Source organism: Terriglobus sp., assembly GCF_965201105.1.
Taxonomy (GTDB): domain Bacteria; phylum Acidobacteriota; class Terriglobia; order Terriglobales; family Acidobacteriaceae; genus Terriglobus.
This window is the reverse complement of record NZ_OZ241741.1, coordinates 963,128-987,824: the sequence shown is the minus strand read 5'-3', so window position 1 is coordinate 987,824 and position 24,697 is coordinate 963,128. Positions and strand designations below refer to the sequence as shown.

Sequence of the window (24,697 nt, the reverse complement as noted above, 5' to 3'; positions counted from 1 at the left end):
AAGAGACCTGCACAGGAACAGAACACAACGAGCGCAGTCGTCGTCTTTACCCAACGCGCAGGCCTGGTTGTAGTCAAGCCGGTTGATCTTCTTGTCCTGAGACAACATTCTGTACAGGCAAAGAAAACATGCATTGGTACGCCCAAAGTAAAGGACTCTCGCAAGTGTGCGTGAACGGAAGGGGAGAACGAACTTCGCAATCTCAGGTTACTGACAACCTGCGGGGGATCTTACTTTCCTTCTGTAGACCCAGCCCGCAGGCCGTCTGCACACGCCTGGGAGACGTTCGCATGTGTGGAGTGTCTACCCGCACCTCTGCTGTGGAAACTAGGGATATTCCGAGTGCCGCATGTTTTCTTTTCTTCTGCCTGGGAGGTTCCGTCCATGCAGATGCGTAGAAGACGCGTGATCATTGCGGACGACCATGCCCTGATGACGGATGGTGTCGCGCGCATCCTGGCGGCCGACTTTGACGTGGTGGGCATTGTGTCCGATGGCAGACAGTTACTAGCCAGCGTGGCTGCACTCGCGCCAGATATTGTGTCCCTCGACATCGGCATGCCCGGCCTGAATGGGATCCAGGCTGCAGTCGAGTTGCACCGGCTTCACCCACGGATCAAACTTATCTTTGTCACGCAACAGGTTGAGCTTCCCTATTTACGGGCAGCGTTCCACGCCGGTGCTTCCGGCTATGTTTCCAAGCAGTCCGCGGGCAGCGAACTGGTAGCCGCGCTGCGCAAGGTGATTTCTGGCGGCATTTACATTACGCCCGCGCTGGCGCAACATGCGGCGGAGCATCCTGAGGACCTCAGGCCCGACCCATCCAGCGTTTTTAACGACCCGCTAAGTCCCCGCCAACGCGAGGTGCTGCAGCTCATTGCGGAAGGCAAAACTGCCAAGGAGATTTCCGCGGTCCTCACCATCTCCACAAAGACGGTCGAATTTCACAAGAGCTGCCTGATGAATGAACTCGGTCTTCGGACTACGGCCGAACTTACCCGGTATGCCCTGAATAACCAGCTCGTCGCTCCCCTGGGACCGCCGCCGACTAACGCACCGGATAAGAGGCACCCTCACTAGAAATCCATTCACAAGAAGATTGGATCGTACCTTGCTTCGGTCGACAATAGACCACGATCAAAACGCGCAGCAGACCCTCTTAGGTATGGACGAAGCTCCTCCACTTCGGGAAATCCTAGTTGTGGGAAACCACGAAGCGATGTACCAGCAGCACGCTCATATCCTCATTAGTGGACGAGACTCAGAACTCCTTGACACACGGGGCCACGTGCTGCAATCGGCAGGCTATCAGGTGTCCACGACGCTGCGACCGGTTGCGCGGTTCGCCGCTCTTGACACCGTTCGCCTGCTAATTGTTTGTCACACACTGAATGCAGCAGAACGTGAAAACGATCTTTCTACGCTTGCTACGGTTGCCCACAAGTGCAAGCGCTCTGCCTTGTGCCGCATAAAAACGCGCCGCAACGTGGTGTCCCGACCCTGGATTCATTCGCGGGGCCTCGAAAAATGCTGCAGGTTGTGAGCCGACTGCTCAGCGCGTAGAGGCGGCTGGGGAAATCCCCAGGTTGCGAGAACGCATCGTACCCACATACCGCCCACTAGGCGTCGAGACGAAAACATGGCGGGCACGGTCACGCAACACGGGTCAGAGCTTCCTGATCTCAAACGGGAGGCTGCCAGCCAACGTGTGACCGCAGGCCAGCTCGCGCTGGAAACCATGCACGAGATCCGCAACCCACTTGAGATTCTGGGTCACCTCTGCTATCTGACCGAGCAGGAAGCCGAGAACCCGGCACAGGTTCGCGCATACATGAGCATGGCAGAGGAACAACTACGGAATCTCAGCCGAATCGCCAGCCAGACGCTCAGCTTCGCCAAATCTTCTCAGGATCGCAAACCAATGGATTTGGCCACGTTGGCGGAGACGGCGCTTCGCATCCATCAACGAACCATCACTGCCAAACGCATCCACTTGGTCCGAAAACTTCCGAACGATCTGGTGGCGAACCTTCAGGCCTCACGTATTCTGCAAGTTCTTTCGAACCTGATCTCAAACGCCTTGGAATCGATGCCGAACGAAGGCCGACTCACGATCAGAGTGAAGAAGCATGCCGGCTCTATCGAGTTCCTGGTCGCCGATAATGGTCATGGGATCAAGCCCGATTCTATGAAAAAGCTGTTCCAACCTTTCTTCACAACGAAAACAGATGGAGGAAACGGTTTGGGCCTTTCTCTATCCAAACGGATCGTTGAGGACCACGGTGGCAAGCTCTCCGTCCGGAGTAGCGTACGGCCGGGACGCACCGGTTCCGTTTTCAAGATTCGCCTGCCTCATGTAAGTGGCGACACGATGAGCCACGCCGCTTAGCATCGCAGGCCCAGCTTCTTAAGCTGGCCCGGTCCGCTTCCAGCGAATGCATCCGTTCCTCTGATAACAACGCGAGGCCGTTGTATCCAGGCGGCCTCGCGTTTTATGCTTCCGTTTAAAACATGATCTTCGCCGCCAACTGGATCACGCGGCCGTTGTACGACGCCGCGCTGCCAAACGCGCTTGGCGTTTGGAATCCCGTCGTCGGGTTTGTATTCGGCACCAGCACGTTGTTCGTCACCACATACTGCTGGCGGTTCACCCCCGTCAGGTTGCTATGGTTTAGCACATTGAACGCTTCGCCAATCAGCAACAGGTGCACCCGTTCCGCGCCGATCGTCTTGGTAATGCGCGGATCGAACGACACAAACCTGGGGTATCGGTACTGATTGCGCGCCGACCCAGGCGTGCGCTGGTTCGCCGTCAGTAGCGAGCCGTTCAGCGCGGTGTTGATCAGCGCTGTGTACGGCAAGCCGCTCTGCGCCGTCACAATGCTGCTGATGCTCCATCCACCCGCGACCTGCCGCGTTGCACCATGCAGTGAACGGGCGAAGTAGTTCAGGTCCCACACGCTGGAGAACACGAACCGGTGCCGCACATCGTCGTTGCCCGGTGCCAGATCCAGCCGCGGATTGAGCGGGTCGTATGCTTCCTTGGCATCGTCGCTGCCCACCACGACCGCCGTCGCGTCCGGCGCGTCGTCAATCACCTTGCTCCACGTGTACGACGTGCTGAACTGCACGCCGCCGCTGAACCGGCGATCCAGTTGCGCAGTCAGGCCGTTGTAGGCGGAATGCGCCGTCGCCTCGAACAGGTACACCTGGTTAAAATTCGGGTTGACCAGCTGGGTCGAGTTGATCCGCTGATAGCGGAATACCTGCCCCGCCGTGTTGGTGATCGTTGCCGGCGACTCTGACACGAAGTTCGCATTGCGCGTCCGCGTCAGCCGTGTGCCGCGCGCGCCAAGATACCCCAGCGTTAGCGACGTGTCACGAAACATTTGCTGCTGCACCTGTGCGTTGTATTGCACCACTCGCGGCTCGTGGTAGCCGGTCGAAAACAGAAACAGATTCGATTTCGCCGCCGCAAACCCTGCGGGGGGAGCGCAACTCGGTGCTGGCGTCGGCGCGCCGCAAGTATTCCCTGGATACGCTACGCTGCCGGGGAAGAACGGCCCACCTGTCGCATTCGCGTTTGTCGGCGCCACCCCGGTTGAAGGCTGAAAGGTAAACGTCTGCAGATTCACGCCGTTGTTGGAGCTCGCCGTCCCCGTCAGGATCGACGGTGTGTTGCCGTAAAAGATGCCGCCGCCCGCCCGGATCACCGTGCGGTCACTCTGCGCAAAGGGTTGGTATGCAATGCCAAGCCTCGGCTGAAAGTTCAGGTTATCTACCGGCACCTGGCTGGTGTTGAAACCCGTGGTCAACGCCACTGGGTTCACTACGCCCGGCTGATGAAACGTCTGCCGGTCCCACCGCACGCCATACGTCAACTGCAACCGCCGCGACGCGTGCCAATCGTCCTGCACAAATGCCGCCATCTGCCCGTTGTCCGGGTGCGTGGTTCCGCCGCTTGTGCCCGCACCGGCATACGCCTGAATCAGTTGCAGCGACGCGCTGCCCGCGCCCGTTACCTGCAACGGCTGACCCAGCAACGACCTGCCGAAGTTTTCCAGCGAATCAAAGGTGTACGCACCCGAAAAGTTTCCCGGAAAGAAGTTCAGGATCTGGTCCCGCAGAAAGTCGAAGCCGAGCTTGATCGTGTGAGTGCTCGCAATGTAGCTGATCGAATCCGCGTACTGCTGCCGGTGCAGCGTCGTTTCACGCGGGCTGAAGTTGTTCCGGCCCACGGTCAGCAGCGTCGTCCCGTTCTGCCGCACGGCCGCTTCGGCGTTCTGCGAGTTCGCCAGCCCCGGCTCGTTATCGCGCTGATAACTTCCGCGCAGTTGGTTTAGGAAGTGCTGATTGAACTGCGTGTTCAACTCCAGCGCAAAGGTATCGGTGTTTACGTTGCTGTTGCCGGTGTGTTCCTGCGCGCTGGCGGTGCCGCTGTTCTCCAGGTTGGTACCGGTAAACCGCTGCCCGTTGTAGCGCGCGCTGATCAGGTTCGCCGCATTGATCCGGTAGTCCAGCTTGCCCAGGTACACGTCCTGGTTGAACTGCGTCAGGTACGTTCCACTCCGCGCCGTCAAGTAGTTGATCGCGGCCGTCTGCGCGGCCGTCGGGGCCGCAATCGACGGAATCGTCAGCGCCACCGGAATGCCGACCGTGTTGCGCTGGCCGTCATAGTCGAAAAAGAAGAACAGCTTGTCGTGCAACACCGGTCCGCCCACATTCCCGCCGAACTGGTGAAAGTGGTATCCCGGCTTGATCGGTGCTGTCGAACGCAGCCCACGCAGAAAGTAGTTGCGCTGCAGCGAGTACACCTGGTCATTCGCGTTCAGGCTGCGGTCCCGGTAAAATTCAAAGCCCGTGCCGTGAAATTGATTGGTGCCCGACTTGGTCACCACGTTAATCAATGCTCCGCCCGCACGTCCAAACTCCGGTGCAAACGTCGACGTGTTTACCTGGAACTCCTGCACCGCGTCCTGGCTGAACTGGTACGGCGCGCGACCGCTCCCGGTGCGGCCCAGCGTCTGGCCGTAAAAGGTGTTGTTGTTGTCCGCGCCGTCAATCGTCAGGCTGTTCAGCGTACCGCGCTGCCCCGCAAAGCTCAGGTCGCCGCCGCGCACATCGCGCGTAACGCCGGGCGTCAGCAGTACAAAATCCAAGAAGTTGCGGCCCAGCACCGGCAGGTTCGCCACGGCGCGTTCGTTCACACTCTCCGCCACGTTGGTTCGCGCAATGTCCACCACCGGCGCTCCTGTCGTCACCTCAACCACTGCCGCGCTTGCCGCTACGGGCAGCGTTACCGGCAGATCCACGCGGTTGCCGACTTCCACATCCACATTGCGCCGCTCTACTGTTCCGAAGCCGGCGTGCTCGATCGTCACGTTATAAAAGCCGACCGGCAGCGCTGGCAACGTAAATGTGCCCCGATCGCTTGTGTGCACCGAGACACTGGTGCCCCGCGCCGGATTCATCACCGTCACCACGGCGTCCGGCAGCAGAGCGCCCGATGCGTCTATCACCGTACCCTGCAGCGTTCCCTGGTTGCCGCCCTGCGCCCCAAGTGAAAGCGTTGCGACCAACCCCAACAAGGGCAAAGCATAACGGGGCCGTGTCCGGCCGCCACCAAAATGAAAAGATTGCATGCCTACATAATACGAACAGCAGGTAAATGGACGATCAATTCACGGGATCGCTGAGAGTCCTCAGATCTTTCACTCAGCCATTACGAACTGAGCGATACACCGTAGAAATCCGCGCGCCCGATGCTGACCCCGACGCACGCAACAACATCGGGAACTCGAGCGCGAAACGCCTTCGTTTCTTTACCGCCATCAATCACGCATCCAGGCCTGGATGGTGCTGCGGGTTCCTTCCGCCGCCAGCGAGCGCATCGCTTTCTCGACTGCCTTCACAAATGCGGCGTTTGCAGGAAGCTGTTCCCCGAAGATCGTTCGCACCTGCAGCACAGGAACCGGTGACAAGTCGGCGGAGGCTGCAAGCTTTGTCAGCTCGCCGGCGCGTGCATCCAAAATCTCGAGCGGCTCACCACGCTCGTTCCGGCCATGGCCAAGGTAGAAAATCCAGGCTGCTACCACCAGGCTCAAGAGCTTCGTTCGCCCGCCCTTCCTGTTCAAATCCACAATGGAGGGCAGCAGCCACTTTGGATGCTTGGCCGATCCCTCGGAACAGATGCGCGTGACTTGGTCGTTAATGGTGGGGTTTGAGAACCGCTCCATCAACGTCTGTTTGTACTCCGTCACAGAGGTACCCGGAATGAACGGCACTACGGGCGTGACCTCCTCCATGAAGGCGGCGATGAAACTGCGGAACAGGGGGTCGGCCAGGATCTCGTGCACGTAGATGAAGCCCGCAAGTGCGCCCAAGTAGGCCATGGCAAGATGACTCCCGTTGAGCAGGCGCATTTTCATGATCTCGTATGGCGCGACATCCTGAATCATCTGCGCGCCGACGGTCTCCCACGCGGGTCGGCCGTTGCAGAAGTGGTCCTCAATCACCCACTGCCGGAAGGGTTCCGCCACAACGGGCCAGGCGTCCTGCACTTTGAAATGCTCGGCCACGAAGGCGCGGTCGGCGGCGGTGGTGACCGGGGTGATGCGGTCCACCATGCTGTTCGGGAACGCGACGTTTTCAGCGATCCACTGCTGCAGTGCGGGGTTGCCGAGACCGGTGAAGCCGAGCAGCACACGGCGGGTGATGTCCCCGTTGCCCTGCAGATTGTCACATGACATCACGGTAAAGGCGGGCAGCCCGCGCTGGCGGCGGCGATCGAGTGCGGCCGCGATCAGGCCCAGGGACGTGGCGGGCGCCTCCGGGTGCTGCACGTCATACTGAATCGCGGGATGATCGGCCAGAAAGTTACCAGTGCCCTCGTCCAGGAAGTAGCCACCCTCTGTAATGGTGAGCGACACGATGCGCGTGTCCGGCGCGGCCATGCGCTCGATCACCGTCTCGCGTTCGCTCGGTGCGTGCAGCGAATCCACCAGCGAGCCAATTACGCGCGCCGTCTGCCCGTCACCACTGCGCTCCACGAGTGTGTAGAGGCAGTCCTGCCCGCACAGCGCATCGCGCATGCGGTCGTCCGCCGGCAGCACACCCACGCCGCACTCACCCCACCGCTCACTACCGGGAACCGCCAGCAGGTCGTCCAGGTAGAGCGCCTGGTGCGCGCGATGGAAGCCACCCACGCCGATGTGGACCGTGTGCTGCTTGAGTTCGTCGCGGCGGTACGTTGGGATGCGGACCTCCGGCGAAAGGGCTTGCAGAGTCGCTTCGCTCAGCTTGATTGCAGGGTTGTCACTCATGGGAACTCCACTAGAAAATGCGTTGAGCAGTCGCGTCGAACAGATGAAGGAAACTGAGATCCGGCGCGAGCTGCACGTCCTGTTCCGGGGCAACTTTCGTTTCGCCACTCACCCGAACCGTCAGAGCCTCGCCTGAACTCGCCTGCAGGTAAACATAGCTGTCACTGCCAAGGTGCTCGACTGATTGCACCTGCGCACGAATCGCGCCTGCCCCTGTGATTTCTAGGTGCTCCGGCCGAATGCCGAGGGTGACGGTGTCTCCAACACGCAGGCTGGATGCAGACGCGGGCGCATGGATCAGTGTGCCATCGGTGAGTGCCAGAGCGGTGCTTGCATCGCTCACGGCCTGCACCGTTGCGGTAAAAAAGTTCATGCGCGGCGAGCCGATAAAGCCGGCGACGAAAAGGTTTGCCGGTTGCCGGTACAGCTCCATCGGCGTGCCCACCTGCTCCACCAGACCGCCCTGCAGCACCACGATGCGGTCGGCCATCGTCATGGCTTCGACTTGGTCGTGGGTCACGTAAACCATGGTCGCCTTCAGTTCTCGGTGCAGCTTCGTCAGCTCCTGACGCATGCGGACGCGCAGGGCGGCGTCAAGATTCGAAAGCGGCTCGTCGAAGAGGAAGACCCGTGGATGCCGCACGATGGCCCGGCCGATCGCAACCCGCTGCCGCTGACCGCCCGACAGGTCCTTCGGCTTACGGTCGAGCAGCGGCTCCAGGTGCAGAATGCGTGCCGCCTCGGTGACCTTGGCCTCGCGTTCAGTTTTGTTCACGCCGGCCAGCTTGAGGCTGAACGACATGTTCTCTGCCACGGTCATGTGCGGGTATAGCGCGTAGCTCTGAAAAACTAGCGCAAGTCCACGCTTTGCCGGGGCGACTTCATTCACGCGCTGCCCGTCAATTCGCAGCTCGCCAGAGGTGATCTCTTCCAGGCCCGCGATCATGCGCAGCAGGGTGGATTTGCCGCAACCGGAAGGGCCCACGAAAACTGTGAATTCCTGATCGCGAATCGTGAGGTCGATGCCTTTAATGATCTCGGTCGAGTTATAACTCTTGCGTAGTTGTTGCAGATCAATTGTCGCCATAGCGCGCCCCCCTGCTTATTTGACCGCACCAAAGGTGAGGCCGCGCACCAGTTGCTTCTGGCTTGCCCAGCCCAGGACAACAATGGGCGCGATGGCCATGGTAGACGCCGCGGAAAGCTTGGCGTAAAAGAGTCCTTCCGGGCTCGAAAACGAGGCGATGAACGCCGTCAGCGGCGCCGCTTTCGACGTGGTGAGAGTAAGACTCCAGAATGCCTCATTCCACGTAAGGATTACCGCCAAGAGGCTGGTCGAAACGATACCCGGCATCGAGAGCGGCAACAGGAGGTTGTAGACCTCGCGCAGCGGTCCCGCACCGTCCATGCGTGCTGCTTCCAGTACCTCCCGGGGCACTTCTTTAAAGAAGATGTAAAGCATCCAGATCACGATGGGAAGATTGCCCAGCGCGTCTACCAGCAACAGTCCGGTACGCGTATCGAGCAGCCCTATATCGCGGAAGAATAGGTAAACCGGCACCAGCACGCCGACCGCCGGCATCATCTTGGTCGAAAGCATCCACAAGAGCGTGCTGCGGGTGCGGCGCGTTGGCGCGAAAGCCATGGAGTAAGCTGCGGGAACTGCGAGCAGCAGCGCCAGCAGCGTGGAGCCGAGGGACACAACGATGCTGTTCCACGCGAAACGCAGATATTTGGCTTGCTCCTGCACGGCAACGTAGTTGTCCAGCGATGCGCGCGCGAAGAGGTGCGGCACGCGGGAGATCGCTTCCGTCTCACTCTTGAAGCTGGTCAGCACCATCCAAATCACCGGAAAGGCAATCACAAGGGCAACGGTCCAACCCAGCAGAGTCATGAGCAGCTTGCGCGAAATTGAGCTGGCAGTCACAGTCATTTCGTCTTACTTACGTATCAAGATTGCGTGCGAAGGATCGCAGGAGAAAGAAGGCCAGAACATTGGCAAGCACAATGGCGAGCAGTCCCGCAACGGCGGCCCCGCCGATGTCATATTCCATCAGCACGTAACGATAGATCAGGAAAGACAAGTTTGTGGAGGCAAAGCCCGGGCCGCCCGAGCTGGTTACGTAGATCTCCGCGAAGATCCCCAGGATGAAGATCGTTTCAATCATCGTCGTTGCGGCAACGGCGCGGCCAAGGTGCGGCCAGATGATGTAGCGGAACATGGCGATGGGCCCCGCACCATCCATACGCGCGGCCTCCTTGCGTTCCGCATCGAGCGATTGGATAGCTGTGAGCAGCGTAAGCACGGCAAAGGGCAGCCACTCCCAGGAGACGATGATGATGATCGAGGTAAGCGGCGCAGACGCAAACCAGTCGATGGGCTTCAGGCCGACTAAACGCATCAGAAAGGCGAGAAAGCCGTTATCTGGATGCATCATCATGTTCTTCCAGAGCAGCGCGCTCACCGTCGGCATCACGAAGAACGGCGCCAGCATCAGCACACGGGCAATGCCACGTCCGTAGAAGTCCTGGTCGAGCAGAATCGCGATAAGCGTTCCAAGGCCTATTGTGATGACCAGCACTGACCCCAGCAGCAGAACAGTGTTCCAGATTGCGATGCCGAGACCGGGGTCGGTGAGCAGGTAGCGATAGTTCCCAAGTCCGTCAAAGCCCGTGCGGCCCGGGTTCATCAGGTTGTAGCGCCGCAGCGAAAACCAGAGCGTCACGATTAACGGCAGCACCGACCACAGCAGCAGCATTACGATGGCGGGCAGCGTAAGCAGGCGGCCACGGGTTCTGCCGCCCGGCCGTTGAAGACCAACCGTAACCGCCGTGTCTGGTTGCGTTGCGGTCATATCAGCGCTCCACACCCATGCGGTTCACGACGCGCTCCGTTGCAGCCTGTGCCTTGTGCAGGCTTTCATCGACCGACATATTCCCGACCAGGGCGGCAGCGATCAGTTGTCCCACTTGATTTCCAATGGTCGGGAATGCGGGTAACACAATGCACTGAATGCCAGTGTAGGGTACGGGTTTGAGCGTGGGGTGCAATGGATCGGCTGCCAGGATCGACCGGTAGACCAGCTCGGCAAACGGCGCGTTGGCAAGATACTGCGGCTGCTCATAGGTGGACCGCCGGGTGCCCGGCGGCACGGCAGCCCATCCATACCGGTCGGCAACAAGGCGGATGTACTCCTTCGAGGTCGCCCACTGCACGAAGGCAGTGGCCGCCTCGGGATGGTGCGTTGCGGACGGCACGCCCAACCCCCAGAACCAGAGCCACTGCGCACCACGCGGCGTGACGGCAACGGGCGCGGGCGCAAAGCCTACACTTTGGGCCACTAACGACTGCTTCGGATTAGAAAGCGTGCCGGCCGCGACCGTCGCATCGATCCACATGCCACAACGCCCATTTTCAAAAAGCGTGAGCGACTCGTTGAAGCCGTTGGAGCTGCTGCCCGGCGGCCCGTACTTCTGCAGCAGGTCAACATAAAGAGAGAGTGCGTTGTGCCACTCCGGCGAGTCGAGCTGCGGCTTCCAGCTCTCGTCGAACCAGCGCCCGCCAAAGGTATTCACCATGGTGGAGACGAACGCCATGTTTTCTCCCCATCCCGGCTTGCCGCGCAGGCACACGCCATAAATGCCCTTCGCGGGATCGTGCAGCGCCTTGGCAAAGCGAGCTATGTCTTGATAGGTCGGCTGCGCCGGCATCTGCAGTCCCGCCGCCGCGAATAGGTCTTTGCGGTAATAAGTCAGGGAGCTTTCCGCGTAGAAAGGCAACGCATACAGGTGACCCTGGTCCGACGCCGCATCACGGATCGGCTTCAGCAGGTCGTCCAGTTGATAGTCCGGCGCAAGTCTGCTCTCCAGTGGCAACAGCCAGCCGCGCCTGCCCCAGATCGGCGCTTCCAATGGTCCGATCGTGACTATGTCGTACTGGCCGCCGTGCGTCGCCGCGTCTGTCGTGGTCTTCTGACGAAGGATGTTCTCTTCAAGCATCACCCAGTCGAGCTTGATGTCCGGATGTTGCCGCTCGAATTCCTTGGAAAGCCGCTGCATCACGACCATGTCGCCGTTGTTGACGGTAGCAATGGTAAGGGTCGTCTGTGCCCGCAAGGAAGGTGCGGAATGGCCCGCAAAAGAAGTAAGGAGACCGAAGAGAACGTAGTACAGACGCTTCAACACTCTTACCTTTCTCCAAAACATCGGAGCCGCAATTCCCATGTCAGGAACTGCTGAGGAGACTACCACGCGGTGCTGTTGCTGAGTTGTTATAGGTCAGACTTAATGAGAGCTTCGAAACCACCATCGCAACCGCGACTGTGCGCTCCCTCAGACATGCAGGCAGTTCGTACCGGCCCGCTTCTCCTATCCAGCTTGACGCTGCGTCCCGTATCATCCGCCGCACAAGCGAACCTAAAGCACCGCCTGCCGATGCAATTGGAAGTCTCAACTTGCCGACCCCTGATTGCAGATCACGAGGCGACGGCACAGCATAGACCGTGCTTTGCGAGCAACTCGGGTCCGCCTTGCTGCGCCTTATGCGTGAGAGCGAGGACTTCCGGAGACCGAAGTGTCGAGCAGGGTACGGAGGCCCGCATCAAGCATTTTCAGGAGTGTGCTGAAACTTGCATCTACGTCCTGCGGTAAACCGAAGCCGCCTCCTAACTCAAGATCAATGAAACCTCGCATTGAGGCACGTATGAACCGAGCTGCGTGGATCGCCGCATCGCCCGTGACTCCGTAACCGCGAAGAGCGGCCAAAACCAAGGCAAGGTAAGCATCCCCTGCTGTTTGCGAAGCTTCGCTCCACCCGGCCACAGGCAGCTGCATTGCTGCCCATAAACCCGGATGCTCTTTCGCAAACCGGCGTTGGGAATGCCCGAGCGCCTCAAGTGCGTCTTGCCCTGCCACGCCTGCCAAGGCGTCCCGCGAGCGGTCCAGAAGTGATCGCAATCCTTGTGCCGTCAGATGATCTTTTAGCGCTTCCAGACTGCGGATGTGGTTATAGAGGGATGGAGCCTTGATGCCCAGGAACGAGGCAAGCTTCGCGACGGTCAGAGTCTCTAGACCGTCGGAGTCCGCAAGCGCGACAGCGGCCTGCAACACCGCGTTTAGATCCAATCCCGCGCGCGGCATCTACGACCTGCCGTTCTGTAAGAAGCTCACCACAGCCGGCCCCACCTGTTCCGGCATCTCTGTATGCGGGTAGTGTCCGGCACCTTGAACCAGGAGCAACTCCGCCCCGAGTCGGTCTTTTGCCCATTCAGCTTCGGCTGCAGGGTCCGGGAAGTCGGCGTCCTTGGTTCCCATCACCACCAGCACGGGCAGTTCCGTTTTTGTGAGCATGGCCTCGGTGTCCGACTTGGGCAGAAAGACCATGCTCTTCAAGGCAGCCATGCGGCCGGGTTCTCGCAGGTTCTCTCCCAGAGTCTTGCGATACGCGGCAAAGTCCGCTGGCTTGCGGGTCGGAAAAAGACTGGTCCAGTATGTGAGCCAGAAACGAACGCGCCACGGTCCGCCGAAACCAAGTGCGAGCGCGGCTCGCAGGTACCAGGGATGCCTTTCGGAGGGTCGCGCAGCACCGGCCCAATCAACACCGCCTGGCTCGCTTTTTCCGGGGCGTCATGGGCTGCCCACAGCGCCGCTCCGGCCGAGAACGAATTTCCGATGATGCTGGCCCTTGTCTGCCCAAGGTGCGTCATCAGATCCAAAACATCCTGCCCAATCGCTCGCGCTGAATAATCGCTCCATTGCGGACTCGTCGCGCCGTGCCCTCGTACATCCATCGTGACGACGCGATACCCCGCCGCAGTTAAGTACGGCGTCAAGTACCTGTACTCACGCCGGAGGTCTCCCATACCGGGCACTGCAATCACCATAGGACCAGAACCGCCTGTGTCATCGAATCCGACGGTTCCACGGCCACTTCTCATTTGCAGGGTCGGCCGCCCTTCGGCTGTTGGCTCGTTGCCGAGAGCCGAGGTTGGAAGGGATTTGCTGTCGAATGGAGCATCGCTCATGGTGTTGCACCTTTTAGCTAAGGCACGTAGTAAACACCGGAAAGTCAAGAGCCGCTCGATCTTCCTTCGAGGAAGCGATCGATGAGCAATCAGTCGCTGACTCTAATTAGACCTTTATTAGCGCATGTTCTCGAGATCTTCGATAAGCCCCGGTCCGGTTGGTAGCCAACTGAGTTTCTGCTGAGTGATTGCGCTTGACGCCGAAAGGTCTAGACCGACGTACCCGCCGACCCGGCCGAAGTGGGTCAGTGCCTCCTCCGGAGGGATTGAGACAACTGACATTTTCAAGCTCTGTCCGATCACGGCGGCGATGTTCCGTAGCGGTATGCCCTCTTCGGCGACCGCATGGTAGCGCGAGGGTTCGCGCTTTTCCAGGGCAAGTCTGTAAAGACGTGCAACATCGGATACGTGCGCTGCTGGCCAGCGGTTCAGTCCCTCAGCCACATACGCCGAAACCCCCTTTTGTCGGGCGACGGCAATAAGCGTGGTGATGAGGCCTTGCTTCACGGTGTTGTGAACCTGAGGAACGCGCACCACTGTCACGTTTACTCCCTGCACGCTGAGCGCGTGAGCCGCCTGTTCCGGGCTGCGAGGCGTCGGTGAAACAGCCGGTGCATCCACATCCTCCGTTATGGGTCGCTTTGGCGAAGGCAGACCGAGCCCCGCGCTGACAATCAGGGGGCGGTCGGAGCCAAAAAGCGAGCTGCCGAAAGTCGTGATCGCTTGCTTCTCGATTGCGCCGCTCTGCTCAAAGTTCTCGTGGTCAAAGGCACAGTGAATGACTCCGTCGGACTGTGCAGCCCCATTGCGCAGGACCTCCAGATCTTCGAGACTTCCCCGAAGCGCCTCGGCGCCTGCGGCAAGCAGGTTTCGGGTGCCGGATTCAGACCGTGTGAGCCCGAGTACCTGATGGCCAGCGTTGATAAGTTCCGGAACGAGAGCCGAACCGATAAGTCCAGTGGCCCCGGTAAGAAACACGCGCATTTGGTTCTCCTTTACTGGTTGAAGCCGAGCGCACATGCGTTCCATGATGGTGCGTTGGGCATAGGTCAAAGATCACTCGAGAGCTTGATAGTTACTCGTAGATACCTACATGATGGAATGAGAGCGAAAGAAAAGGAAGACGGCACCTTTAGCTTAGGTAATGACGTGGAGGTAACTTTTGAAACAGATCAGCAAAGACGCCGTCCTGGGACCCGTGGCCCTCACCTGCAGGAGTGAAGAGACGGAACCGCTGCGCGAGTTCCTCGCAAGAGTCGGGGATAAATGGAGCATCCTCCTCGTCGTCACGCTCTCAAGAAAGCCGAATCATCGTGCCCGCTTTTCTGAGCTTCAGAAATCGATCGACGGGATCTCGCAGCGGATGCTGACAACGACTTTGCGTCAGTTGGAACGCGATGGTTTGCTGTCTCGTGAAGTGTTTCCGGAGGTTCCGCCACGAGTGGAATACGAATTGACCCGACTTGGCTCAGCCTCTTGGAGCCAATGCGGAACTTGGTCGATTGGATCGGCAGCAGTTGGGGCTCGAGCAAGCAAGCAAGAGCTGCCTTCGACAGTCGAGCGGTGAGCCCAAAATAATCTCCTCAATCAAACTTCGGTCTTGAAAACGCTGTAACGAAAATGGATTGTTCGCCGTTCGCGGAAATGTGATCTCATCAGTTCTCGAGCTGCGACGGCCTGAACGGTTTGTGCCGAGATGGTGCATGTATAGGAGAATCAGCGCGACCAGATGGGTGGCCGTTTACGAGTGGCCGATTTTCCTTTGCGCCTTTTTGGCTGTGTGCTTCTTTCCCGCGTTCTTTTGCACCTTCTTCTTGGACATGAGTAGGTGCCGCGCATCTTCCAGATGTTCCTGCATAAGCCGGGCGGCGCTCGCTCCATTGCCACTCTCAATAGCTTTGAAGATTGGCTTATGAAAGGCGAGCGTGTGCTCCAACTCAACAAGTTGCGACGTCACCAACATCATCTTCGCCATAGCGCGGTGGATGTTGTGAAAGAGGTTCTCCGCAGTACGATTCTTCGACGCTTGAAAAATAGAGCGATGAAAAAGTAAATCGGAAGAAACAAGCTTGAGCTTGTCTCCGTCGCTATGTTCAAAATCGCTGATGGACCGGCGCAACATACGTAGATCTTCCTCATTAGCACGCTGTGCGGCTAGACTCGCAAGGCCTGGCTCCATGAGTAGTCGAAGCTCCGTGAGGTCTTCCACGGAGGTGTCGTCGAGCAGGAAGAGAAATTCGAGCGGAACGGAAAGAAGCGCCGCTGCGTCGGAGTTAAGGTAGCTCCCATCGCCAACCCGCTGCGTAATTATGCCCAGAATTTCCAACACCTTCAGAGCTTGGCGCAATGAGGAGCGCGCCACATTGAAATGCGAGGCCAGCTCGCGTTCGGGAGGAAGACGGTCTCCCTGAGTGAAACGTCCTTCGCGCAGCATCTGTTGGAATTGCAAGATGAGGCTCTGGGTTACATCGACCTTGCCCGGCGCAACGGGTGGCAGAGCCATTTGGATGAGCGCGGCGGAATCCCTCAGCATGTGGCGATCATGCGGGCACTCGGCTGTTTGCGTCAACGTCAGCCATGGAAAGCAAGCATATACGGGCGAAATCCGAGGCGTTCGAAAAGGTAGGACCAAAGTCTTGACATCGTTTTTGAATTGGTTGTACCTTTGCGGCGGTTTAGAAAAGCTCACCGGAGACGAGCCGGAGAGCGCTTCCGGAGGCAGTATGCAAGTGCAGTCACTCTTTCGCTTCAGCAGACCGGTGATGCAGTGCCTTACCTTGGCCGCAGCAAGTACGGCAGTCGTGCACGGACAGGTGGAACAGGGCCGTTTTGTGGGGCGTGTGAGCGACCCTCAGGGCGCTTCGGTCCCGGGCGTGACGGTGCAGGCGCGTAATCTGGACACGAATTTTACGCAAACTTCCGTGACCAACGACGTGGGCGAGTATGTGATCACTCCGGTACCCGCTGGCAATTATGTAATTACGGTGAATGCGACTGGCTTCAGCACGTCTGCGACGAAGCGTATCGAGGTTCAAGTCGGGCAGATCGTTCGACAGGATGTGGGCTTGGTCATCGGCTCGACGAGTGAGGTTGTGGAAGTGAACACGACGGCACCGCTGCTCTCCACAGACTCTGCGACATCAGGCCAAGTTGTCACGAACCAGCAACTCACGGAGTTGCCGTTGAATGGACGCGGCTTCTACCAGCTTGCCAGCCTTACACCGGGCGCTGCCCTGCTGCCGCCCACCGGCAACTCGCTGGCGATTCGGCCAGAAGTGGTCAACGGTAACGTGATCAGCGGAATCCGTGGCAGCGCAACCTCGTTCCTGCTGGATGGCGTGGACGTGAGCGAGCAACACCAGGGCGGAACGTTTATCCAGACCTCCATCGACGCGCTGCAGGAGTTCTCGGTGCAGCAAAGTCCGTATTCAGCGGAGTTTAACCGCGGTGGCGCTTTCTTCAACGCGACTACCAAGTCGGGAACGAACCGCTTCCACGGGACACTATTCGAATTTATTCGCAACGACGCTTTTGACGCTAAGCGCTACTTCCTGCCCACCACGCAACGCAAGCAGAAGCTGCGCCGGAATCAGTTCGGTGGCAACATCGGTGGTCCGCTGACGATTCCCGGCTTATACAAGGGCGCTGACCGCTCCTTCTTTTTCTTCAACTATGAGGGCCTGCGGCTTGGAAACGGTATGCTCTTCAACGGCGTGGTACCGTCTGACAATCAGCGAAACGGTGTGTTCACGCGTAACATCTACGACCGCATGAACCTGGTCAACGGCGTTCCGCAACGATTCGCAAACAATACGATCCCCGCAGGGCGCATCTCGCCGCAGGCTCTCAGGATCCAGGAATACTACCCGCACCAGAACACTACCTCTGGAACGTTCAGCTACGCGCCAAACCAAACGATCAAGTTCGATCAGTTCATCACGCGTATCGACCATCAGATCACGCCAAAGAATCGATTGACCGGGCGCTGGGTCTACGTGAAGCAGAGCGAGGTCGACCCGAACTTCTCGCCCTCGTTGAATACCGCAAGGCTGACCTCGTGGGGACAGGACATCGAGGCAAGCCTTACGAGCAATGTTGGCGCGACGATGGTGAACGAGGCCCGTGCTCACTACCTGCCCAGCCACGTACGCCTGACCGCCTTCCTGCAGGGAACAGACTTCAACAGTCAGTTTGGCGTGGCGGGATTCAGCGATCTGCTGCGGCCCAACGCAGGCGGAGCGTTTCCCGATTACCTCTGGAGCGGTTACAACTCATTGCAGGGACAGGGATTCGATCAGCGTCCCAAATCGCAGGACCGTAAAGCTTTTGAAGGTGCTGACAACTACACCATTCTGTATGGGCGGCACTCGTTCAAGATTGGCACGCTGATTCGTTACTATCAGTGGCTTGGCTATGATAGCCGCAACTACACAGGCTCGTTCACGTTTAACGGGAACGCCACCAGCAACGGAACAAGCTCGACGTCAGCGTCTGCAAACACCGGCGATGCCTATGCCGACTTCCTGCTCGGCTATCCCTCCGCGGTAACCCGTTCCTACCCGGCCGACAACTTCGGTGGGCAGGGGCTGTATCGGCAGTTCTTCTTTCAGGATGACTTCCGCGCCAGCGACCGGCTGACGCTGAACATGGGTCTGCGCTACGAATACTCGCCCTGGCTGGACGGCTACAAGGGCCAGATCGGCACCTTCATTCCGAACAGCGCAAAACCCATTGTTGTCAGCGGCAGCGGGCCTACGCCTGACCTGTCGGCACAGTACGCCGCACCGCGCGCGTATCAAATCTTCGGTCAGTACATCACGACCAGCAGCCAGGTCGGGCTGCCCTCCACGATTACGCGTGCTGACAAGACGCAGTTCGCGCCACGGTTTGGACTGGCTTATTCCCTCGATAACAAGACAGTCCTGCGCGGCGGCTTCGGCATGTTCTATGAGCCGGAGACCACGGGCGGTCGCGTCAACCTAAACATACTTCCGTATCTGCTGGAGGAAACGCAGAACCAGACGCAGAACGTGACACCCACGAGAACGCTGGCGAACTACTTTCTAGGCAATCCACTCGGATCTGCTACGGCCAATCCAAATTTGAATCCTGCGCGCATCAACGCCAACATGGGCACCAACATCCATTTCAGTTTGGGTGTGCAGCGGCAGCTTTCTAGCAAGGATCTGTTCGAGATTGCGTATGTACACAATCGTGGTGTGCACCTGAACTCAACCAACAACTTCAACACGCCCACGCCGGGTCCCGGGTCTGTACAGGGTCGCAGGCCGTATCAGCCCTGGGCCAACATTACATTTCAGACGCAGGATCTGAGCAGCAACTATGACTCACTGCAGATGAAGTTCGACCACCGCTTTAGCCACGGCTTTAATGTACTGGCGTCGTATACCTTTTCGAAGTGGCTGCAGTACAACCAGTCCCCAGCACTGGGCGGGAACACAGGGTATGAATACGCTCTTTCTCCCTATGACACTCCGCATAACCTGGCGATCAGCGGAACGCTGCAATTACCTGTTGGGCGCGGACGTAAATTCCTGGGCAATACCAACAGCTTCGTGAATGCGATTGTTGGTGGGTGGCAACTACAGTCCATCGACATAGTGCGCAGCGGAACTCCCTACACGCCCGTCGTTTCAAGCGACATCGCCAACACGGGTGTTGGAGGTCAACGACCCGACTTGAGTCTGGTCTCAACACCTGGTTATGTGAAGACGCTTGCTGCATGGTATGACAAGGGGCGTTATATCCGTGGTGACCGCTTTGCCAATGGCACCCTGGGCGGCGGAACCCGCACCGGGACTGACGTATACCGCTACGGCCAGGTCCGTGCCAACACGCTCCGGTCCGACATCTATCGCCAGTTCGACGCTTCCGTCTTTAAGAACTTCAGCCTGCCGCATGAGAGCACGCTGTCGTTCCGCGCGGAGTTCTTCAACCTGCCCAACACGCCCAGCTTCGGCGCGCCAAACGCGACGGTCGACTCGGGTTCCGCAGGCCAGGTCACCACCACCTCCAACAACTCGCGCAACCTGCAGTTTGCGCTGAAGTACAACTTCTAAGCCAGCACCCGCAGGAGCGCGCAAGCATGCAGAGCAGAACGACACGACGTCCGACCATGGTTAGCAGAATCAACCACTGGGCCGCAACTGGCACCCTCGCGATCGCCTCGGTAAGTGCGCTGGCACAGGGCACGGTGCCTGCGCCGCCTCCGGCTCCCACCGGTAGAGCGGTAAACATCACCGTCGATTTGAATAAGCCTGTGGGCGAGTACAAGCCAATCTACAGCTGGTTCGGCGCGGACGAGGCGAACTTCACCACCATGCGCGATGGCAAGGTGCTCCTGAGCAAGCTGCACGACCTGAGCCCCGTGCCGGTGTACATTCGCGTGCACCACCTGTTGACCAGCGGCAATGGCGTCCCCGAGCTCAAGTGGAGCTCCACCAACGTGTACACCGAAGACGCAAGCGGAAAGCCGGTGTACGACTTCAAAATCCTGGACGGCATCTTCGACGAGTACAAGGCGGCCGGCGTGCGCCCCATGGTCGAGCTTGGCTTTATGCCAAAGGACCTTGCGGCAGATCTGCCGAATCGACACGAACCGTACCAGGTGCATTACCCGCAGAGCGCCATCAGCGGCAAGAGCAACAACCCGCCAAAAGATTATGCAAAGTGGGGCGAACTAGCTCGTGTCGTCACGGCTCACCTGGTCGAGCGGTATGGACGCGACACGGTGAAGCAGTGGTATTTCGAAGTCTGGAACGAGCCGGACATCGATTACTGGCACACCGCGCCCGAGGAGTACTGGAAGCTGTATGACTACGGCGTCGCCGGTGTGCGCGCAGCGTTGCCGGAGGCAAAGGTCGGCGGCCCGGCGACGACGAGCCCGCGGAATCCCAAGGCCTACGCCTTTCTCAAGAACTTCCTGGATCACGTGAACACCGGCAAGAGCGCCGCCAATGGCAAGCCGCTGCCCATGGATTTCATTTCGTTCCACGCGAAGGGTCAGCCGAAGATCGTCGAAGGCAAGGTCACCATGGGCATAATGGGCGAGCTGATGGACGCCGACCATGGCTTCCAGCTCATCTCTACTTTCCCACGCTTCCGCAATCTGCCAATCATCATCAGCGAGGCCGACCCGGAGGGCTGTGCCGCCTGCTCCAGCAAGGTGAACCCGGCCAACAACTACCGCAACGGCACACTGTACCCGGCCTACACGGCGGCGGCGTACAAGCGCTTGTTTGAGTTGCAGGACAAGTACAAAGTGAACCTGCTCTCGATGCTGAGCTGGTCCTTCGAATTCGAAAGTCGCGACTACTTCGAAGGCTTTCGTGACCTGTCGACCAACGGCATCGACAAGCCGGTGCTGAACTTCTTCCGCATGACCGCACTCATGTCTGGCACGCGTGTGGCAACGACCAGCTCCGGCGCGGTCCCCATGAACGACATCGTGCAGAACGGCGTGCGCAACGAGAGCGATGTGGACGCGCTCGCGACCAGGGCCGCCGCGAACTCAGCAGCGGTTATGCTGTGGAACTACCACGATGTAGATGGCCCTGGCCCGGTGGTTCCCACCGAGGTCGCGATCAACGGATTGCCAGCGACGGCGAAGCGCGTGCTTGTAACGCAGTACCGCATCGACGACACGCACAGCAACGCGTACACCATCTGGAAGGCGATGGGGTCGCCACAGCACCCGACCACCGAACAATATGAACGGCTCAAAGCAGAGGACGGTCTGCAGCTGCTTACCTCGCCCGTGTGGATGGAGGCGGGCAGCGGCACGGTAACGCTGAACACTGATATGCCGCGGCAGAGCATCTCGCTTGTCACGTTGAAGTGGTAAGACGGAACGAACCGGAGACGGGCGGGGTACGGCATGGAACGGCGATGGTATTTTGTGCTGCTGGTAGCGGCGGCGATTGCGATCAGCTATTTTGATCGGCAGACGCTGCCCGTCGCCATTGCTGCAATTCAACGCAACATCCCCATCAGCAATCAGCAGTTCTCTTATCTGCAGACTGCGTTTCTGCTCTCGTATGCGGCACTGTACGCGCTGGGTGGCCGCATGCTCGATCGCCTGGGCACGCGGCGCGGCTTTCTGCTGATCATGATTTGGTGGTCGCTCGCCTGCGCACTGCACGGCCTGGCGAGCGGCTTCGCCTTGCTGCTGGTTGCACGCTTTCTGCTTGGTGGTGGCGAGGGCGGCGCCTTCCCCGCAGCCACACGCGTTGTGGCGGAGTGGGTTCCCGCACATCAGCGCTCCACGGCGATGGGGTTGATCAACGCCGGAACGGCGGTTGGTTCGGTGCTCGCGCCTCCAGTTATCGGCTACGTCCTGATTCACCGGGGATGGCGCGCTGTCTTCCTCGCCGCGGGTGCTGCCGGCCTGGCATGGGTTGTCTGGTGGGCCGTTTCGTACCGCGGCAACGCCGTCACCGTGAGCATAAACACGCTGGACGCTCGCCTGGTCGGCACGCATCTGGGCTGGGCCGAGGTGCTCCGACAGCGCAACGTGCAGATGTTCGTCTTCGCCAAGTTCATGAGCGACTCCGCGTGGTACTTCCTTCTGTTCTGGTTGCCGAAGTACCTGTATGACGCACGCGGCTTTGACGTGAAGCAGGTCAGCTACTACGGCTGGATTCCCTACGCTGCCAGCGGAGTGGGCAGCTTCCTTGGAGGCTGGTTTTCATCCTGGCTATTGCGGCGCGGTCATTCACTCGATCGCGCGCGCAAGATCGCGCTTGGGCTGTGCGCGGCGGGCATGCCGGTCGTGATGCTAGTCTCCGTTACGCCGGTCCGCGTGGCGATTGTTTTGTTCAGCATCGCGTTCTTCTGTCAGCAGGCATGGTCGGGCCTGATTATGACCCTGCCTACTGACGTCTTCCCGCTCACCGTGGTCGGAACAGTTGCTGGGCTGATTGGCTTCGGCGGTGCAATCGGTGGCGCTATCTTCGGCCTGATCGCAGGCTTTTTGCTGGGTCACGGCTTCACGTACGCCACACTATTCGTGCTGGTCGGCAGCTTCCACCTGATCGGCTTCCTGGCAATCGCCCTGTTTGCCGGACCCATCCAACCACTTCGCTCTACAGAACTCCAAGCCATCGAAGGAGCTGCATGAAGATCACCGAAGTTCGTACGCGCGTCGTCCAGTGGGAAGGCGCAACTGTTCCGCTGCCGCCACACTTCTGCACGAATCCCATGGACCTGGTGGCGTTCCGCGAAGCCTCCATGGGAAACTTCGCATTCCACAATTGGCTCCTGGTTGAGATCTTCACCGACAACGGCCTGGTGGGCATCGGCAACGCCGCGCTGGCACCCATGGTGACCAAGCAGTTGCTCGACATCTACCTGAAGCCGCTGCTGCTGGGCGCGGACCCGTGGGACGTGGAATACCTGTGGCAGCAGATGTACCGGCGCACGCTCGCCTTCGGCCGCAAGGGCGTCGCGCTCACCGCAATCTCCGCCGTTGACATCGCGCTGTGGGACCTGCTCGGCAAGGACGCGAAACAGCCCGTCTTCCGCCTCTTGGGTGGCCGCACCAAAGACCGCATTCCCGTCTACGCCAGCCGGCTATACGCCATGCCGATTCCCGAACTTCGTGCCGAAGCGCAGAAGTACAAGGACGAGGGCTACCAGGCGATGAAGCTGCGCTTCGGCTGGGGTCCGCTTGACGGTGCCGCTGGCATGCAGAAGAACTTGGAGCTGGTGCGCAACGTGCGCGAGGTCATCGGCTACGACGTCGACCTGATGACCGATGCCTACATGGGCTGGTCGCTCGACTACGCAAAGCGCATGCTTCCGCTGCTTGAGCCGTTTCATCTGCGCTGGCTGGAAGAGCCCGTCATCCCGGACGACACCCGCGGCTACGCGAAGCTCAAGGAGTACGGCTGCGTTCCCATCGCCGGCGGCGAGCATGAGTTCACCATCTTCGGCTTCCGCGAGCTTCTCGAAACAAACGCCGTCGACTACATCCAGTTCGACACCAACCGCGTCGGCGGCATCAGCCAGGCTCGCAAGATTTCGGCCCTCGCGGAAAGCTTCCAAATACCCGTGGTGCCGCACGCCGGGCAGATGCACAATTACCACGTCGTTATGGCGAATCTGAACTCACCGATTGCGGAGTTCTTCCCCAAGGTCGATGTGGAAGTAGGCAACGAGCTCTTCTGGTACATCTTCGACGGTGAGCCCACGCCACAGAACGGCTTCATCAACCTGGACGACACAACGCCCGGGCTGGGCTTGACCGTAAACGAGGAATCGCTGAAGCGATTCCGCATCATGGAGTAAGGGAGCGCGGGATGCGGCTGGTACAGATTACAAACGGAAGCGAACGGCGCGTTGCCGTGGTGGACGAGCCAGAGCTGGTGCTGCTACAGCAGGACGTAACCTCTACTTATGCGCTTGCACTGCGCGCGCTTGAAACGCAGCAGAGTCTTTCGGAGCTGGTGCTGTCCTTGCAGAGCGGCGATCGTCTTCCTTACGACGAAGTCTACGGCGGCGCATCGCCCTGGCGGCTGCTTGCGCCCATTGACGTGCCGGGCGATCCGCAGAAGGTGCTCGTCTCTGGCACGGGACTAACTCATCTTGGCAGCGCACGCGAGCGGCAGGCCATGCACGCAGCGGCAGGCACCGTGGTGGAGGAAGTTGACGAGTCCAGGATGACCGACAGCATGCGCATGTTTGCATGGGGTCAGCAGCGCGGCAGACCCGCCGCAGGCGAGATCGGCATCGCGCCCGAGTGGTTCTACAAGGGTGACGGCTCCGTAGTGAAGGCGCCCGGGGAGGCACTGACTGTGCCCGGTCACGCCGAAGACGGCGGTGAAGAAGCGGAGATCGCAACCGTATATGTCATCGCAGCGAATGGCGTGCCGCACCGCATCGGCATGACCACGGGCAACGAATTTTCCGACCACGTGTTTGAGCGCAGGAACTACCTGAATCTTGCGGGTTCCAAGCTGCGTGAGTGCTCCATCGGACCGGAGCTGGTACTCGATCCTGACTTCCAAGATGTGCCCGGCTTCGCGCGCGTCTTGCGCGGCAGCGAAATTCTTTGGGAGAAGCAGATTCGCACGGGCGAAACCAATATGGCGCACAGCTTAGCCAACATGGAGCACCACCATTTCAAGTTCGCCGGCCACCGCCAGGCGGGCATGGTGCACATTCATTTTCTCGGTGCAGACGCGCTGTCATTCGGCAGCGGCGTGCGCCTGACAAGTGGCGACATTGCAGAGGTGCAGTTTGAGGGATTCGGACGCGCACTGCGCAACCCTATCGTGGCAGACGAGCCGCTGAAAGCACCGGTGCGGGTACAGGTTATGCGGTGACAACGTA

At 59.5% G+C, this 24,697-nt stretch carries 19 protein-coding genes; 8 read left to right on the top strand and 11 right to left on the bottom strand.

Annotated elements, in window-relative coordinates; all coding sequences use genetic code 11:
* Positions 1-384 precede the first annotated feature (384 nt).
* Positions 385-1,080 carry a response regulator gene (locus tag ACOFKT_RS04430; RefSeq protein WP_419806216.1) on the top strand — a complete coding sequence of 232 codons (696 nt, stop codon included), beginning with the start codon at positions 385-387 and terminating at the stop codon, positions 1,078-1,080.
* Between the two features lie 559 nt (positions 1,081-1,639).
* Positions 1,640-2,389, top strand: a complete 750-nt coding sequence (locus ACOFKT_RS04425; RefSeq protein WP_419806215.1) for a sensor histidine kinase — start codon at positions 1,640-1,642, stop codon at positions 2,387-2,389.
* A 115-nt stretch (positions 2,390-2,504) separates the two neighbouring features.
* On the opposite strand, the gene ACOFKT_RS04420 is transcribed toward ACOFKT_RS04425, so the two are convergent.
* The 10 genes from ACOFKT_RS04420 to ACOFKT_RS04375 form a co-directional block, all read right to left on the bottom strand.
* A complete protein-coding gene (locus tag ACOFKT_RS04420; RefSeq protein ID WP_419806214.1) occupies positions 2,505-5,642 on the bottom strand; it encodes a carboxypeptidase regulatory-like domain-containing protein in 3,138 nt (1,045 codons plus the stop codon).
* A gap of 189 nt (positions 5,643-5,831) precedes the next feature.
* The gene (locus tag ACOFKT_RS04415) at positions 5,832-7,322 is read right to left on the bottom strand and encodes a mannitol dehydrogenase family protein (protein WP_419806213.1); all 1,491 of its coding nucleotides are present in this window, start codon (positions 7,320-7,322) and stop codon (positions 5,832-5,834) included.
* A gap of 10 nt (positions 7,323-7,332) precedes the next feature.
* Complete coding sequence (locus ACOFKT_RS04410; RefSeq protein WP_419806212.1) at positions 7,333-8,409, bottom strand: ABC transporter ATP-binding protein; 1,077 nt, start codon at positions 8,407-8,409, stop codon at positions 7,333-7,335.
* Positions 8,410-8,424: 15 nt separating this feature from the next.
* On the bottom strand, positions 8,425-9,255 hold the full coding sequence (locus ACOFKT_RS04405) for a carbohydrate ABC transporter permease (protein WP_419806211.1): 831 nt from the start codon (positions 9,253-9,255) through the stop codon (positions 8,425-8,427).
* Between the two features lie 10 nt (positions 9,256-9,265).
* Entirely contained in the window at positions 9,266-10,177 is a 912-nt protein-coding gene (locus ACOFKT_RS04400; RefSeq protein ID WP_419806210.1) for a carbohydrate ABC transporter permease, read from the bottom strand.
* 1 nt (position 10,178) lies between these two features.
* On the bottom strand, positions 10,179-11,438 hold the full coding sequence (locus tag ACOFKT_RS04395) for an ABC transporter substrate-binding protein (RefSeq protein WP_419806209.1): 1,260 nt from the start codon (positions 11,436-11,438) through the stop codon (positions 10,179-10,181).
* A 423-nt stretch (positions 11,439-11,861) separates the two neighbouring features.
* Complete coding sequence (locus ACOFKT_RS04390; RefSeq protein ID WP_419806208.1) at positions 11,862-12,461, bottom strand: WHG domain-containing protein; 600 nt, start codon at positions 12,459-12,461, stop codon at positions 11,862-11,864.
* Positions 12,462-12,722 carry an alpha/beta fold hydrolase gene (locus ACOFKT_RS04385; protein ID WP_419806207.1) on the bottom strand — a complete coding sequence of 87 codons (261 nt, stop codon included), beginning with the start codon at positions 12,720-12,722 and terminating at the stop codon, positions 12,462-12,464.
* Positions 12,710-13,204, bottom strand: a complete 495-nt coding sequence (locus ACOFKT_RS04380) for an alpha/beta fold hydrolase (protein WP_419807104.1) — start codon at positions 13,202-13,204, stop codon at positions 12,710-12,712. The genes ACOFKT_RS04385 and ACOFKT_RS04380 overlap by 13 nt, the downstream gene beginning before the upstream one ends.
* A gap of 258 nt (positions 13,205-13,462) precedes the next feature.
* Positions 13,463-14,329 carry an SDR family oxidoreductase gene (locus tag ACOFKT_RS04375; RefSeq protein WP_419806206.1) on the bottom strand — a complete coding sequence of 289 codons (867 nt, stop codon included), beginning with the start codon at positions 14,327-14,329 and terminating at the stop codon, positions 13,463-13,465.
* 178 nt (positions 14,330-14,507) lie between these two features.
* On the opposite strand from ACOFKT_RS04375, the gene ACOFKT_RS04370 reads away from it, so the two are divergent.
* Positions 14,508-14,912, top strand: a complete 405-nt coding sequence (locus ACOFKT_RS04370; protein WP_419806205.1) for a winged helix-turn-helix transcriptional regulator — start codon at positions 14,508-14,510, stop codon at positions 14,910-14,912.
* Between the two features lie 174 nt (positions 14,913-15,086).
* On the opposite strand, the gene ACOFKT_RS04365 is transcribed toward ACOFKT_RS04370, so the two are convergent.
* Positions 15,087-15,878: a FadR/GntR family transcriptional regulator gene (locus ACOFKT_RS04365; protein WP_419806204.1), complete on the bottom strand. Its 792-nt coding sequence runs from the start codon at positions 15,876-15,878 to the stop codon at positions 15,087-15,089.
* A gap of 229 nt (positions 15,879-16,107) precedes the next feature.
* Between ACOFKT_RS04365 and ACOFKT_RS04360 the strand changes: the two genes are divergently transcribed.
* Genes ACOFKT_RS04360 through araD1 form a run of 5 tightly spaced genes read left to right on the top strand, consistent with a single transcriptional unit; the run spans position 16,108 to position 24,690 of the window.
* The gene (locus ACOFKT_RS04360; RefSeq protein ID WP_419806203.1) at positions 16,108-19,425 is read left to right on the top strand and encodes a carboxypeptidase regulatory-like domain-containing protein; all 3,318 of its coding nucleotides are present in this window, start codon (positions 16,108-16,110) and stop codon (positions 19,423-19,425) included.
* A gap of 26 nt (positions 19,426-19,451) precedes the next feature.
* Positions 19,452-21,209 carry a GH39 family glycosyl hydrolase gene (locus tag ACOFKT_RS04355; RefSeq protein WP_419806202.1) on the top strand — a complete coding sequence of 586 codons (1,758 nt, stop codon included), beginning with the start codon at positions 19,452-19,454 and terminating at the stop codon, positions 21,207-21,209.
* Positions 21,210-21,242: 33 nt separating this feature from the next.
* Positions 21,243-22,484, top strand: a complete 1,242-nt coding sequence (locus ACOFKT_RS04350; RefSeq protein ID WP_419806201.1) for an MFS transporter — start codon at positions 21,243-21,245, stop codon at positions 22,482-22,484.
* Positions 22,481-23,653 (top strand): L-rhamnonate dehydratase, encoded by a 1,173-nt coding sequence (locus ACOFKT_RS04345; RefSeq protein ID WP_419806200.1) that lies wholly within the window; start codon positions 22,481-22,483, stop codon positions 23,651-23,653. The genes ACOFKT_RS04350 and ACOFKT_RS04345 overlap by 4 nt, the downstream gene beginning before the upstream one ends.
* Positions 23,654-23,664: 11 nt before the next feature.
* A complete protein-coding gene (gene araD1, locus ACOFKT_RS04340; protein ID WP_419806199.1) occupies positions 23,665-24,690 on the top strand; it encodes an AraD1 family protein in 1,026 nt (341 codons plus the stop codon).
* Positions 24,691-24,697: the final 7 nt, after the last annotated feature.

Coding starts and splice junctions, on each gene's coding strand:
- ACOFKT_RS04430 (WP_419806216.1), top strand. CDS start 385: ATGCAGATGCGTAGAAGACGCGTGATCATTGCGGACGACCATGCCCTG.
- ACOFKT_RS04425 (WP_419806215.1), top strand. CDS start 1,640: ATGGCGGGCACGGTCACGCAACACGGGTCAGAGCTTCCTGATCTCAAA.
- ACOFKT_RS04420 (WP_419806214.1), bottom strand. CDS start 5,642: ATGCAATCTTTTCATTTTGGTGGCGGCCGGACACGGCCCCGTTATGCT.
- ACOFKT_RS04415 (WP_419806213.1), bottom strand. CDS start 7,322: ATGAGTGACAACCCTGCAATCAAGCTGAGCGAAGCGACTCTGCAAGCC.
- ACOFKT_RS04410 (WP_419806212.1), bottom strand. CDS start 8,409: ATGGCGACAATTGATCTGCAACAACTACGCAAGAGTTATAACTCGACC.
- ACOFKT_RS04405 (WP_419806211.1), bottom strand. CDS start 9,255: ATGACTGTGACTGCCAGCTCAATTTCGCGCAAGCTGCTCATGACTCTG.
- ACOFKT_RS04400 (WP_419806210.1), bottom strand. CDS start 10,177: ATGACCGCAACGCAACCAGACACGGCGGTTACGGTTGGTCTTCAACGG.
- ACOFKT_RS04390 (WP_419806208.1), bottom strand. CDS start 12,461: ATGCCGCGCGCGGGATTGGATCTAAACGCGGTGTTGCAGGCCGCTGTC.
- ACOFKT_RS04385 (WP_419806207.1), bottom strand. CDS start 12,722: ATGGCTGCCTTGAAGAGCATGGTCTTTCTGCCCAAGTCGGACACCGAG.
- ACOFKT_RS04380 (WP_419807104.1), bottom strand. CDS start 13,204: ATGGTGATTGCAGTGCCCGGTATGGGAGACCTCCGGCGTGAGTACAGG.
- ACOFKT_RS04375 (WP_419806206.1), bottom strand. CDS start 14,329: ATGCGCGTGTTTCTTACCGGGGCCACTGGACTTATCGGTTCGGCTCTC.
- ACOFKT_RS04365 (WP_419806204.1), bottom strand. CDS start 15,878: ATGCTGAGGGATTCCGCCGCGCTCATCCAAATGGCTCTGCCACCCGTT.
- ACOFKT_RS04360 (WP_419806203.1), top strand. CDS start 16,108: ATGCAGTGCCTTACCTTGGCCGCAGCAAGTACGGCAGTCGTGCACGGA.
- ACOFKT_RS04355 (WP_419806202.1), top strand. CDS start 19,452: ATGCAGAGCAGAACGACACGACGTCCGACCATGGTTAGCAGAATCAAC.
- ACOFKT_RS04350 (WP_419806201.1), top strand. CDS start 21,243: ATGGAACGGCGATGGTATTTTGTGCTGCTGGTAGCGGCGGCGATTGCG.
- ACOFKT_RS04345 (WP_419806200.1), top strand. CDS start 22,481: ATGAAGATCACCGAAGTTCGTACGCGCGTCGTCCAGTGGGAAGGCGCA.
- araD1 (WP_419806199.1), top strand. CDS start 23,665: ATGCGGCTGGTACAGATTACAAACGGAAGCGAACGGCGCGTTGCCGTG.